Origin of the sequence: Acinetobacter guillouiae CIP 63.46 (assembly GCF_000368145.1) — a bacterium.
Classification (GTDB): domain Bacteria; phylum Pseudomonadota; class Gammaproteobacteria; order Pseudomonadales; family Moraxellaceae; genus Acinetobacter; species Acinetobacter guillouiae.
Genome location: NZ_KB849283.1, coordinates 543,248 through 557,960, shown reverse-complemented (window position 1 = coordinate 557,960; position 14,713 = coordinate 543,248). Strand labels below are relative to the sequence as shown.

The window sequence follows — 14,713 nt, the reverse complement described above, 5'->3', positions numbered from 1 at the left end:
AGAAAAATAATCACACACAACCACCCATAATATTTTTAAAAAATAGAAAAAAATATGCTAGTCCAAATTAAAATTCCTGTTACCCAATCATTCTCAACCTTTATAAGATATTGACTATATACATAGATAGAAGCTGGAAATAATAATATTAAAAAAATGGTTATTGATATTAGCATATTTAATATACTTAAAATTCGATTCATTTTTATCTTAAACCTTGTTTGTAAAGGTATCCGACTAATTTTAGCCTCTGTTGATGACCCTCTTTGATTCTTAGATTCATAACAAAAGCAGTATGCATTATTTCATTTGTGGTAGTACTGTCCTCAATGAAGGTAAACCATTATTTTTGTATAGAATAGATAAAAAATCTATACATGGTAACAATTTATTAATTAATTTACAATATGCTTTTATATTCGCATACTCCATACTAATAAAGGCTATGTATATATCAGAAAAATACTGTAATAATCCTCTATAATCACTAATGAAATTTTCTTGAATTTTTTAAATTAATCATATACCACCCTATCAATAAGTGTAAATTAATAATTAATCAATTTTAAAGGAACCTCATTCCACCTACATAGTTTAGAATAAAATATAAAGTTACTTTATCTATATATTCCTTATTAAATAATTAAAATTTAAATCATGGATGTATTTTACTCCTTCTTATATATTCTTGGTCTATCTTGTCAATTTTTATTTCAGTAGGTATTTAATTATAAAACTCTTCAATTTCCCAGTTACATGTTTCCAACCTTTCCCTCAAATCAATTGGTAATTCACTAATTCTCAAACTAACCAACACCATTTTCTTCTCAGATAATATTCTTATTTTTGACAATGTACATGGTGGTTCACCAATAAAATAAACTTTTCCATCATTTAAAATTAATAATATATCTTTTACATTCTTATACTCCAGGCTGCCATATAAAAATTATTATTATTTTTCATTAATCCACATCCACTTAATATAATAGATAAAAGTATTAATATGTGATACATATCGAATACCATTTACTTTATCTTCTTCAAGATTACATTTATAATTGGTAAAAAAAATAAAAACAAAAAAACATAATAATTAACAAATTTAACATACCTCTTTGAAATAAATATTTCATTTCTAAAAAATATTATTTTTATAATAAATGAAAATAAATAAACAAAACCAGTTAAAATTAAGAAAATCCAAATAATCACTCCTAAAAACCAATCATTTTCAAGTTTTAAAATAAGCTGACTTTTAATGTAGCAATATAAAGGATATGTTATTAAGATAAAAGCTAGTGTAGATTTAAAAAAATCTACACTAGCAAATACTATCTTCTTCTTCATCTAAATTTTTCCTATTAAAGTACTCTGTTAGATAACCATAGAACTAAAAAATAAATCTGAAATTTTCAGTTAAGAAAAAGATCATATTATCTTAACCCTTGTTGATATAAGTAATTTGCTAAATCTCTTCTACGTTGTGCAACTTCTGGGGTATTAGGCTCATAATAAAAGTGCCCTATACCACCAATTTTTTTGCTCCGCCAATTTACCAACATTCGCTATAAGTTCTATGACTCCCATTCCAGCATAGATTGGATCTCCATGTTTAGTTAAATTAACAATAATAATATTTTTAATGTTACTATCATTAGAAAGACGCTCCAAATAAGAACTAGATATAGGTGAGCCTATTAGCACTAAATTATCAATTTTTGTATTAATTTTAGAATAATAGGAAGCTAAATCAGCAGCTACTATAGAACCATAGGAATAGCCAATTAAATTAAACTGTTCATTTTGTGAATTTTTTACCATATATTCTGGCAAAGAAATATTCATATTTAAATTGTTATTATAACCATAACGCATTCTTATAGTCATTGGTCCATCAATCATCCATTCACCAAGCCCTCCAATAGAATATTCAATTGGTCCAGCAAATACGTTCTTAATATTTGACAGCATAAAGGCTTCTACTTGGTCCTTAATATAGTTACCATTCAATCCAGCCCCTCCAAAATAAACTGTCAACTTTCCATCAGGATCTCTAAAACTATAACTATCATTCCAACCATACTGATAACGATTAGTCTGCCCATGACCTTTCATAATATAAGTCACTGGATCAGGCTGATAAAACCTCCCCAACACAGGGTTATAGTGTCGTGCCTTTAAGTAAACCAAATCACCTGCATCTTGAACCCCTCCAACAAAAGCATTCGGGTTCTTTAAGTTGCTTGGTTTCTTGTACTGTAGTTGTTGACCAAAAGGTGCGTATTGATAAGACTGGCTGACCACGCCCTGTTCATTGATCACTTTTAAGGTTGAACCATCAAAGTTCTGGACATGATATTGAATCCGATCCTTAGCCAGCGTGAGCTGGCTAAGGACTAGGAGGAGACTTAATACAATCAATTGAATTGTTATCAACCAGATCTTATTTGACTGCATATTGTTATTTTTCATTAGGTTTTTCATTTTTGTTTTCATGATTTATCCCCTTAGTCATCTTCCAAGATCATATCTAAGATTGCAGGCAACCATGCTGCCATATCTTCATCAGGATCAGGCTCACTTGGTTGAATCAGCGGGTCTAAAACACCTTTCGCACCCAGTAATTTATATTCATAACCATCTTTATGACCATCACCATCTGAGTCAGGATTATTTGGATCAGAACCGATAAAGCGTTCAATATAATCAGGTAAACCATCATCATCGCTATCCACATAACTCTCTAACAAGTTATTAATACCAAACTCGGCCCCTTCGAAATCATTCATCAAATCAAAGCCTTTACTGTTGGCATCTGGATAACGTTCTAAAGTTGCAACTAATTTTCCAGCAACATAAACATAGGCTTTGCTATAACCTGATTGATGGTTGATGTCATAGACCAGATTACCTGCTGAATCATAAACATAGTCAGTAATACCATCATCACGAACTGCGCGAACACGCAAACCATCTGTATTATAGATATAGCTTTCATTACCATTTTTACTGATACGATAGTAAGCATCATAATCTAAGGCACGAATACCATCATTGGTGACATTCCCCATTGCATCATAGCTAAAGTTATATGCTGAACCACTAACATTCGCTAAACGTGATGTGCCATTCACATAGTTATAAGTGTAGGAAGCAGGTGCAACGATTTGACTCTTAGAGGTAATATTGACTGAACTAATATCATCATTGTTATATAAATACTGATAACGTGCCTGATCAAGTTCAACCTGTTTCATCAAGCCTGTACCAAAACGGTCAATTGTGGCGTTATAGGTCGCACCACAATGATCACTCATTCTATTGATACGGTTTAATGCATCATAACCATATCCAATATTGAGTACACATTTATTCAAACTGGTAGAACTTACACCTGTAGGCAAGCCATTGTTTGAGTACGAATACGTCCAAGCTACATCAGCATTTGCTTGTACAGATGTAAGTTGACTCAATATATTGTAGTTAAGCCCTTGAATCACACTAGGTATTGAATAAACCTCACCCAAAGCATTTTGATCTGACAAATTAACAGATTTGCCATTTGGATAAATAATTGAAACCACTTGGTTCAAGTTGTTATAACCAAATGTAGTGGTATAACCATAATTAGCATTATTGGAATTTATATTTTGTGTCAGTGTTACAACACGACCAAAACCATCACGACCATAGCCTTGTGAAGTATTGGCATTATTGGTTGAATTTAAACGCCCTGCTAAGCTATAACCATAATTGGTGGTTATACCACGCCAAGCACGAGAACGAATCAAATCATTAATTGCATAATATGTACTAGCTCAAACCAGATCTGACAGTTACCCATTTTTTAGTGTGCCTGTCAGGTTAAATTTGAGCTAAATTCTTCTCAGCCCAAATTCGCTTCCCATCAAGTAATGTTTCCAGTGGTGTGCGACCACAGCACATTTTTCCCTGATGAGTTCGTTCAGTATTATAGAATTTTTGCCAAACGTCTAGATCAGCTTGTAATTCCTCTAATGTACTATATAGCTTCTTCCTAAATGTAATTTGATAAAACTCCTGCAAGATCGTCTTATGGAAACGCTCGCATATTCCATTCGTTTGTGGGGATGCTGCTTTTGTTTTGGTGTGATCAATATCATTGATGGCTAAATATAGCTCATAATCATGTTGTTCAACCTTACCGCAATATTCAGTACCTCTATCTGTCAGGATACGCAGCATTGGTAGATCCTGCGACTGATAAAATGGTAGTACACGATCATTTAACAGATCTGCCGCTGTAATCGGTGTTTTCGTTGTATAGAGCTTGCAATGAACGACTTTGCTGTAGGTATCGATGAAAGTTTGTTGATAGATTCGACCGACACCTTTCAGATTGCCAACGTAAAATGTATCTTGGGCTCCAAGATATCCTGGATGGTGTGTTTCTATTTCGCCACAAGCAACATCATCTTCATGTTTACGCTCAAGTGCAGCAATCTGATGATCATTTAACTCAAAGCCATCTTGTGCCACTTTGGCTTCTAAGGCTTTCAATCGCTTTTTAAAATTCTCTAAATTGTGGCGAAGCCAAATAGATCGAACCCCGCTACCTGAAATGAATACACCATTTTTACGCAATTCATTACTACTGCGGTGTTGACCATAAGCTGGATATTGGATTGCGAAATCAATAACGGCTTGTTCTGTCGCATCGTCTACACGATTCTTAAGATTCGGTACTCTTCGGGATTTATTGATGAGTGAATCAACATCACCTGATTCAACGAGTTCCTGATAACGGTAAAAGGTATCTCTAGAGACACCCATGACTTTACAAGCTCTGGATACATTTTGAAGTTCTTCAGCTAAATTGAGTAAGCCTACTTTGTGTTTGATGATTTGATTGTTAGTATGCAACATAAGAAAGTTACCTTTGTTTGATTAAGATTCGACACCTTTATCAAAACGGGTAACTTTCTCTTTTTCAAGATCAATGTCTGATCAGATCTGAACTAATACACATAATATTCAATTGTTTCGACTGAACCATCTTGATGGCTAATGGTTTTAATTCGCCCAGTCGCATCATAGCCATAAATCTTTTGACCATTGATACTATTGTCTCTTTCAGTTGCTAATGAGCCATTACTGTTATAACTATAGCTTTGTGTTGAAGCACCTGAAGTTGCAATTGTTGGTTTTAATAAACCTAAATTATATTCAGTTGAGGTTGTAAATACAGAACCATCACCGCCTTTACGACTGACCAGTGTTTTTAGATTTGCACTAAAATCGCCAGCAGCCAAATAATCAGTTTCAGTGACACCATAAGCATCTGTTGTTAATGCAATAGCACCGTTACGCCCACCACATGATTGATAGCAGTAGTTTACGGTTACGCCATTATCAATTACAGTTTTTGGTCGGTCAAAGACATCATAACTTGTAGAGATCCCCTCACTTGTACTTCCAGTAGATGGATTTGAACTAAAGATTACATTTCCAAAAGCATCATATTTACTTGAATTTACCACCGTCTTATTTGATGTATTTGCAGCAGAATAGATCAGTAAACCATCACCATTATATTTTTCAGTTTTGTTATAACTTGCGCCATTTTGCATTGTTCTTACAATGTTTAAACCATTGTAATCAATAGTTGTATAGCTTAAACCAATAACTGGTGTTTCAATTTTTAAACGACCTGCATCGTCATATTGGTTTTGTGAACGAACACCATCTGCATCTGTATGGAAAATAATATTACCAAAGTCATCGATCACATTGGTTTCTAGGCCACCATTGGCTAAACGGATATTGGCGGGTACACCTTTTTTATAGGCAGAGTATTGAGTAATTTGTTGACCATTACCCACATCAACTTCCATTGGTAAGCCTGTATGTTTATCTCCTGCAACATAGCTTGAAAAACAACTAGCAAATTTTGACCAAGCAAAATCAGTAAGGTTACCTAGACATGAACTAAATGAAACGGTTTCATATTTAAACTTGGCGATACGTCCTTCTTTACTTTCTGTTTTGATCGCACCTTGAACATCATATTCAATAGATTGTGTTGTATACCCAGCTGATGTCTTTTGGCGAGGTAAACCTGTAATCCAAGGCAAGCTACCATCATTCACTGAAGCATTTGCAGGGTCAGCATTAAAATAAGCAATACTAACACTTGGCAATGATGTTGAACTTGTACCTTTTAGACCTGTAGATTCAATCGTTTGAGCATTACCATATTGGTCAAAATCTCGATAAGTTGTGCCATAAGCACCATGATGATTAACTGTTTTTTTAGACATTCGAACCAGTAATACATCTTCATTATCAGTATAATTATCATTGGTGGTTTTTGGTTTTTGACCAATAAGATTTAATGTCACCCATTCATAAACTTCTGTACGAGCATCAATCGTTACTTTTTTAAGTAATCCATGTAAGAAGCTTTCTGCAATCCCACCTTCGAAAGCATTCATCACATAAGCATATGCCTTTGTCAGACCTGTAGTTACATCCTTGGTTGTTACTGTTGTAGTTTGTTCTTTAGCTTCTTTATTACGGCTATATGCATAGGTAATTTGCAATGGATTGACATCAGCACCAGTATAATAAGAACTTGTCACTTTATAGGATTTAGTTTCAGCAAATCCTGGGCGGGATTCATTGATGAGTGAATATGTCCAATAAACAGATTTAGTATTGACTAAGCCATTTGAAGAACTCTTATAGTAATGAATATTTGTTAAATCACTGTAGAACCAGAGAAAGTCTTGCGCAGTCATACTCGTCGATGCTGGTGTGGCATTACCAACAATTCGATAAGGACCACCATAACCATAATTTATAGCATCACCTGTAATATAACCTGCTGCTTGTAAATAAATAAACGCAGAACTGTTGTCTTGAAAAGCTCCTATCGTCCCACCTGTTGGTATTGTGTCTGTCAATTTATAATTTGAAAGATTTTTTTGGCTCGTGTAATTATAAGAAGTCCATTCTTTATATGAACCATTGATATATCTAAGAATTTTCTTAAGGGTTATATCCCCCGAAATATTATCAAATTGGCTTTCATCAGTATTCTCAATTCCACTTTGGCTCTTTACATAATTGAGTACAAGTTCAGGCGTATTTTCATTAACAATTTTTCCATCCAGCAGATGTTGTACTGACTTTAGAAAAAATTTATTTGTATAATTAAACCCATTATAAATCAGGGTATTGGTTTTTTTATTAAAATAATTAAGCTGATAAGCTTCATTAAATTGATTTTCTATTTTTGAAGCATAGATTGATACACGCCCAGGAATATATTCGCTTCCAAAGAATGAAGTAAAACCTGTCTGGTTTTCTCGATTTTCACCAGGAAAATAATAAGTAACACCATTATTTGATCTTACTACAAAATCTTTTCCTGAATTTGTACAGCTAATATACCAGTTGTCTTGAGAAATATATTTTGCAGATTGAGGGTATCCCGCAACACCTGTTTTAATAGGATAAAAAGTTATGTTTTTTTGACTAGGAAGATATAAGCTTATTGGTCTTTGTCTTGGATCAACATTGGATGAGGTATTAAGTGTTGAAGTTTGAGTAATTCCATTTAGCAACATTGGAGATTTAATCTTTTCAATATTATGATAGTAAAGATAGCCTATGATTACTTGTCTAATAGCGGCATCCATTAGTACATTATTTGTTTGAACAGTAAATGAGGAATTTACTGCCAAACTATCTAAAACTATGGTTAAGTTTCCATTAGTTAGCCTAGTGCCATTAACAGAAATTGTTACCTGTCCTGTCTGCAATACATTTGTTATACTTTGTCTGTATTTCGCTTTTTCAGTGGTTGCTTGGCTTGAAGTAACGGATATAGCATTCACGTTATTTTTAAAAGCACTAAATAACTGGAATTGTAAATTAAATGTAGCGTTTTGTGCTTGTTGTTTATTGTATTGCGCATTTGCATCACCCGTTAAGCTTCCAAAATATTGTACTAAATTTATAATTGTATTTAATGTTTGGTTAGCTAATGTTGCATTCGCTTGATTTACATATGTTTGCTCAATTTTACTTCTGAAACTTGAATTGGTAAGCGAAGCTGTAAAAGCAGGCCTTCCTGAACTATTATTAGTTGCATCACCATTTGCTTCACATATGCCAGCGCCACTATCACCTTGAAGTTTAGTTGACGGTCCCGTCATCATCACTAATCTTGGTGACTCTAGCTCCCAGTTCCCCATAGAGCGAAAACCATTATTTACTTTTCCATAAGAACGAGACAACGTGAAATTTAGTCCCCGCTCTCCTTTTAATGTGACTTCAGGTACATCATAAACAAGGTTACCACTCATTAAATCGACATAACCATTGGGTGTTTTTTCTTGTCCTGTATCACCGACACTTTGATCTGATGGAAAAGATGTCATAGCAACAGACCAGTCTATAGGACCTGCATAAAGCATTGAACTCAATAGACTTAAAACAAAACTTAGTATTATTTTCATCAGTAGCGGCCTTATTTTTATAATTAATAATTCGTAAGCTTATCTTTCCACACCTACTATACTTATATCTTCGCCATCTGCCCAACGAGTACAAGTCTCTGCTCCAGGGATAGCTACTGTTTTATTAGTTGCTATTGCCATCATCAGCATTGCCAGTTGCCTTTTCCCTGTTGGACTATTTTCATTTTTAATCACCATATACCAATTTGTTGCGCAATTTGGACGATTCCCTGTACGCTCTCCTGATATATACACCCATATCAACCCAGTCTCATCTCGAACATTGATTGCCTTCACTTTTCCAATGTATGTACTGGCTAAAACATTTCCAGCAAACACTAGTTGAGACACCAACAAAACAAAGAACACTACTTTTTTCATTTTTAACCCTATTTACTTTTTCTAATAAGTTGTATATAAAAAATACATATTTTTAAGAAAAAATACAAGTTCAACACAATTAATCCATAAATTAATTAGGAAGACTAAAATGATAAAGAAAATTATGCTGACTCTTATCTTAATGTTGGGAAGTACGCCTTTATTTGCTGGTGAGAATGTATCTAATAGAAAAATTATTGATATTGGTTGCCATACATGGGATGACACCTGTTTTATCACCTTATCTGGACCTCCATTTGGATCTAATGAAAATTGCACGGATAGACCTATTAATGAACTTAGATTTCCAAGCTCGACTACAAATGGAAAAAGGACGTATGCATCTTTACTTTCTGCTTTTCTTGCAAAAAAAACTGTTGATATTTATATAAGTGGTTGTGGCCCAGGTGGATGGCCAACTCTTGCATATTTTCATATCCATTGAAAAGTAGAGGCTGATAATGAAAAAAATTATTGTTTTAATAGTTAGTTTATTTTTCTGCGATATCTCTTTTGCTCAGGTAGATTGTGGACCATATAAAGTAATGCAAATTCAAGCACAAGAAACTGATTTGTTAGCACTGCTTAAGTCTCCAAGTGGCCGAGTATCCTGGAAACAAATTGGTTCGTGGTCAAAACCATCCACAAAGCCATACTTAGGTATCTTAATGCAAGCTTATGCAATGAAAAAGAATATAACTTTGCGTTATTGGCAGGACAATTATAATTGTGATGAAACTGATTATGTAACCGTACCATGGATGGTAAGAATGTGGTAATTCAAGAAATTTTCATACTTTGACATCATTTGTCACAGCGCCAAGGGTTTCTTCTTATAAACTAATTTTATTGAATTTAATTCAGAGGTGATGCTAATGAAAAAATTTATTTTATTGCTACTCATTTTAATTAATCAATCTGTTTTCGCTGCTGATATTATGTGTACAGGAAAAGTAAGTGGTGTGTCAATAAATCCACGTTCAGGTGGGTTATTTGCTAACAGTGTTGGTGGTTTAAGCAGCCCTTTACTATGTAGTACATCAGCAACTTGGAATGAAATCTCTCCAGCGAATTGCAGTAAATTATTTTCTGTATTACTTACTGCTCAGGTTACAAAGAAATCTGTAACTTTATATTTTTCTGGTGCACAAAGTTGTTCAGATTTCCAACCATGGACTTTAGCTCAAGGGTTTTATCATTATATTTTAAATGATTAATTGACTATCTATAAATTGCTAAATTCAAAAGTTAGTTTTTAAAATAAGGTACTGAAAATGAAAAAATTCTATTACTTTCAGTATTATTAACTCAGCAAGTTTTTGCAGCTGAGACATATGTATCAGGAAATATGACATCTATCACGAGTATTTCGGAAGGATTACTCATTCGGCTTGAATCAGGAAACCTTCCAACTGTTTGTAATGGCACTCCTTATGGGTGAATGCTTATTCCCCAAACAAGTAAGGTTATTCTTACTGTAACTTTGGCACAGTGGTATCAAAAAAAGAGAGCTGTAGAAGTGTATGTTGAACCATATTCTGGCAGTGGATACTGTAGAGTGAATCAAGTACAACCAAAATAACAAACTTTAACCTTTATCCCATCATATAAAAATATGATGGGATTTTTTATAAAGGACTATTTCAAAATTATAAAGACACAATTTGATATTGTGTTTTACGCTGTCTGCAACAAATCCTGTTTTGAAAGTTGCTCTGCAACATCCAACAACAATTGCTCCGTCTTATTCCACCCCAAACAACCATCTGTAACAGATTGACCATAAGTCATATCACAAGAGATTTTTTGGTTACCATCCACCAAATGACTTTCTAGCATTACACCACGTACATGGGTTACATACCTTTCTTCAATGATTTGCTGTAAAACCAACGGTTGTTTTAAAGGATCTTTACTGCTGTTACCGTGACTACAATCAATCAGCAAAGCGGGTAATTTCCCTTGATGCTGCTGGCGGATCTGTTGGATCGATTCTGCATCATAATTTGTGCCCTTATTTGAACCACGTAAAATGATGTGTGCTAAAGGATTACCATGACTATGTACAATACAAGGCAATCCCTTTTGACCCATGGCTAGAAATTGATGAGGATGACTTGCAGATTGAATTGCATCTAAAGCGATTTGAATCGAGCCATCTGTACCATTTTTAAAGCCAATACTGAAAGGCATATGACTTGAAATTTCACGATGAATTTGTGATTCGCTGGTACGTGCACCAATTGCCCCCCAAGCCAATAAATCATCAAAATATGCGGTTGCCATAGGGCTTAGAATTTCGCTGGCGATTGGCAAGCCTTTTTCAATAATTTGTAAATACAATTGGCGTGATTTTTCTAAGCCCAATTGCATATTGGCAGACCCATCTAAATTTGGATCGTATAAAAATCCTTTCCAGCCTACTGTTGTACGTGGCTTTTCAATATATGCACGCATCACTAGAAAGATCTGATCTGACACTTTTTCTTGTAATTGTATTAAGCGATCTGCGTATTCCAATGCGGATTTTTCATCATGAATAGAACATGGGCCAGTAATCACCAACAGACGATCATCTGTACCATCGAGAATATTTTCAATTGTTTGGCGTTGCTCGGCGATCTGTAAAGCGAGCTTATGTTTTAATACAAATTTTTCTTTTAACTCATAAGGCAAACTGAGTTGAGTTTCTATGATTTGATTTTGTTGTAAAGCAATATTTAGTGCATTCATGATGTATTCCTTTGGACTATCTAAAGTCCGAACTTTTATTTGAGCGTATGGGATCTATTCAAATGGGCGATCAGGTTTTTCACTTGACCAAAGTAAGTCCAATAAAAGTTGCTAAAGTATACGTAGTTAAATTTCATCATGACATTCTCCAAAATCTTTACACTTAATTGATTCAAAATATTTTTAACATTCAGATATAAAAAAACCTGATCGGTGTTGCCGATCAGGTATTAACTTTGATGGGCAACCAATTCATTGCCCGAACGACTTCAGGCAACTATCTAAAGAATTGCCAGAAATAATAAGAAGTAGCGATTACAGGTTGCTTTTTCATCTTTATGTCGTTCATAAAAATCTATATTGAATTTACAATACCTGTAGTCTGTAGACTTTTCAAGCCCTTTTTTAAAGTTTTTCTATATTTTATGTATGGAATACAAATGATTGAGTTAAGGTACAATTTAAGCCAATCATTGTGGTTAATCCAAAGCCCCTTACTGCAACATTTCTTGTACTTGTTCTGCACAAATTGCTTGGCTAAATAAGAAACCTTGACCAAATTTACAGCCCACGGCTCTTAAATTTTCCAGCTGCTGAATCGTTTCAATCCCTTCTGCAATAATATCTAAAGAGAGAATTGGGCCTAATTTTGCAATACCTTCCACGATCGCTTTAATTGACTTTTCTTCATGCATACGATTTACAAAGTTATAGTCAATTTTTAAACTATCTACAGGGTAATCACGAATATGCGTCATCGACGAATGCCCTGTTCCAAAATCATCTAAGGCAATTCGGACACCTTCTTGTTTAAGTTTTTTCAATGCACGGATAACATATTCATAGCCACGATCAGCCAAGACATGTTCAGTAATCTCGACTTCAACAAGATGATGTGGAATGGCATACTGGGTTAAGCGCTTTAATAAAATTTCCGCATAATTATCCCGCATAAACTCTACAGGTGAAGCGTTGATTGAAATCGGTACAACGTTAAAACCTTGCTTGATCCAATGAGAAATATCTGTAAATATTTTATCGTGCATGGTTTCGCTGATTTTGGTCGCTAACTCAAAATCATTAAATGCTTCAGCAACTGTTGCGGGTAAATAAACATTGCCCTCTACATCACGCCATCTGAGTAATGCTTCAAAACCAATAATTGAGCAATCATCCAGTTTCACTTTAGGTTGGTAAAATGGTTCAACTTGATTGTTACGGATAATTTGACGTGCTGTATTTAATTGTTTGGCTTTACTTTGGGCAATTTCAAACATGTCTACACCAAACATACGAATACCGCCACGACCCCGTTCTTTAAGGTCATTTAAAGCAGCATCTGCACATTTCAACAATCCTGAACCATCTTTGGCATCATGCGGATAAATTGAACCACCGATACTCATGCCACCATTCAACAATTTACCGCTATAAGTAATAGGCGCATCAAGTTGTTGTAATAATTTTTTGGAAACAGCCTCGATCTGTTCATGACTTTCAACATGGTCAATCACCACTGCAAACTCATCACCACCAAGTCTTGAGATATAGGCATTCTCATCTAAACAATGCGCGAGACGTTTAGACAAGACCTTAAGCAAATGATCACCAGCAGAATGACCTAATGTGTCATTGATATGCTTAAAATGATCTAAGTCAATCAGTAATAATCCAATTTTGCTTCGGTTCTCTCTGGCTTTAGAGATTGATGCCTTTAATCTTCTTTTAAATGCACGACGATTCATCAAACTCGTCATTTCATCAAATTCACAGATCACTCTGAGTTTTTCTTCGGCAATACGTTGTTTGGTTATATCTCGTGAAACACATAAAATACTGGTGGTTTGACCATTTTCATTGACAACTGGGGTTAAGATATTGTCCCAATACATGGTTAGATTGCCAAAGACACTTTTACCTGCAAATCTAGCATTTTTCCCTTTTGCCGCTTCTTTAATGGCTTTTTTACCCTGCTCACGAACTTCTGGTGGCAATAGTCCGAGCCATTCCATACCAAAAGTTTTTACTTTTTCTTGTCCAAGCAGTGCAATACAGCCAGATTTATTCATATGTGACACATAACCATCTGGTGTAATAATTTTGATACAGTCGACACTTACATCAAGCATGTCTGTATTGGCTTTTAACGACTCGCTGGTTTCGCGTAATAACGTTGCACGATCATGGATATTGGTACAGGTTATGGTCCAATCATAAAACTGTTGTTTATAAACCGTACTTTGAGCAATCAGTAAAAACCATTGATAATCGCCGTTCACATGGCGAATACGACATTCTTTTTCAAAACTTTGACCAGTTTTTTGCGCGGTTATCCAAATATTATAGATATGTTCTGCATCATCAGGATGTAAGCATTTAATCCAATCGGAATCGCAAATATTATGTGTATCTACACCAATAAATTCTTTTAATGGGGTATTACAATAGCCAATCCCCAATTTTGTCACCCAAATAAGGTGTGGTATTAGATCTAAAGCTTCTTTGACTTCATTCAAAATTTGTGCAGATCGAGAAGTTATAGGCTTTGGAAATGAACCCACCTGATTCAAACTCGAATGCAAAGGTAAATAAATGCCTGCCATAAATTAATCCTATCTATCAACACAAAAATTAAGATAAACCATCGTTCAAACTTATATGTATTTTAAATAACCACAGATTCTTGTTTAACCCAAGTGTCGAGTCGTTATTTTTTTAAAAAAACTATGTGATATAAGTCACACTTTAACCAGTAAGTTTAAATTGTATACAATAACGTTTATAAAATCTATTCTTTTAAGTTCTCAAGTATGTTTCAAATTTATGACAAACCTATGTTTGTTTAAATTATCCTTAAATATCAACTTGATAAATAAATTTTATCTTTTGTAATATCAGCAACCCTGCTCCCTCTTTTGGTTTTTTTAGAGAAACTCAATTCCCTCATCGAGTTCTGCACTTATTTATAATAATCTTAACAATATTCATAAAAAAATCAATCATTGCGTAATTTTCAAGCATATTAAAGAAAATTATTTTAAAAAACTAAATAAACAATCAAGATTATTAAATCTAAAAATTATTGAATAAAA

9 protein-coding genes and 1 pseudogene are annotated in these 14,713 nt (G+C 34.1%); 3 read left to right on the top strand and 7 right to left on the bottom strand.

Features of this window, described 5'->3' with window-relative positions; genetic code table 11:
• Positions 1–1,509 precede the first annotated feature (1,509 nt).
• From F981_RS07740 to F981_RS07720, 5 genes and pseudogenes are all read right to left on the bottom strand, one after another.
• Positions 1,510–2,499: an RHS repeat domain-containing protein gene (locus F981_RS07740; RefSeq protein WP_004720237.1), complete on the bottom strand. Its 990-nt coding sequence runs from the start codon at positions 2,497–2,499 to the stop codon at positions 1,510–1,512.
• Between the two features lie 11 nt (positions 2,500–2,510).
• A pseudogene (locus F981_RS07735) lies at positions 2,511–3,812 on the bottom strand (thrombospondin type 3 repeat-containing protein); the annotation flags it as partial.
• 55 nt (positions 3,813–3,867) lie between these two features.
• On the bottom strand, positions 3,868–4,908 hold the full coding sequence (locus F981_RS07730) for an IS481 family transposase (protein ID WP_004717791.1): 1,041 nt from the start codon (positions 4,906–4,908) through the stop codon (positions 3,868–3,870).
• Between the two features lie 92 nt (positions 4,909–5,000).
• On the bottom strand, positions 5,001–8,507 hold the full coding sequence (locus tag F981_RS07725) for an RHS repeat domain-containing protein (protein WP_004720233.1): 3,507 nt from the start codon (positions 8,505–8,507) through the stop codon (positions 5,001–5,003).
• Between the two features lie 39 nt (positions 8,508–8,546).
• Positions 8,547–8,888 (bottom strand): hypothetical protein, encoded by a 342-nt coding sequence (locus F981_RS07720; protein ID WP_004720232.1) that lies wholly within the window; start codon positions 8,886–8,888, stop codon positions 8,547–8,549.
• Between the two features lie 109 nt (positions 8,889–8,997).
• On the opposite strand from F981_RS07720, the gene F981_RS07715 reads away from it, so the two are divergent.
• The 3 genes from F981_RS07715 to F981_RS07705 all read left to right on the top strand — a co-directional run bounded on the left by F981_RS07715 (position 8,998) and on the right by F981_RS07705 (position 10,105).
• Positions 8,998–9,333: a hypothetical protein gene (locus F981_RS07715; RefSeq protein WP_004720229.1), complete on the top strand. Its 336-nt coding sequence runs from the start codon at positions 8,998–9,000 to the stop codon at positions 9,331–9,333.
• A 16-nt stretch (positions 9,334–9,349) separates the two neighbouring features.
• Positions 9,350–9,667, top strand: coding sequence for a hypothetical protein (locus F981_RS07710; RefSeq protein WP_004720228.1), 318 nt, complete (start codon positions 9,350–9,352; stop codon positions 9,665–9,667).
• Positions 9,668–9,763: 96 nt separating this feature from the next.
• Positions 9,764–10,105: a hypothetical protein gene (locus F981_RS07705; protein WP_004720227.1), complete on the top strand. Its 342-nt coding sequence runs from the start codon at positions 9,764–9,766 to the stop codon at positions 10,103–10,105.
• A gap of 460 nt (positions 10,106–10,565) precedes the next feature.
• Here F981_RS07705 and F981_RS07700 read toward each other — a convergent pair whose 3' ends face one another.
• Both F981_RS07700 and F981_RS07695 read right to left on the bottom strand, forming a co-directional pair.
• Positions 10,566–11,621, bottom strand: coding sequence for a 3-deoxy-7-phosphoheptulonate synthase (locus F981_RS07700; RefSeq protein ID WP_004720226.1), 1,056 nt, complete (start codon positions 11,619–11,621; stop codon positions 10,566–10,568).
• 494 nt (positions 11,622–12,115) lie between these two features.
• The gene (locus tag F981_RS07695; protein WP_004720225.1) at positions 12,116–14,224 is read right to left on the bottom strand and encodes a sensor domain-containing protein; all 2,109 of its coding nucleotides are present in this window, start codon (positions 14,222–14,224) and stop codon (positions 12,116–12,118) included.
• Positions 14,225–14,713 lie beyond the last annotated feature (489 nt).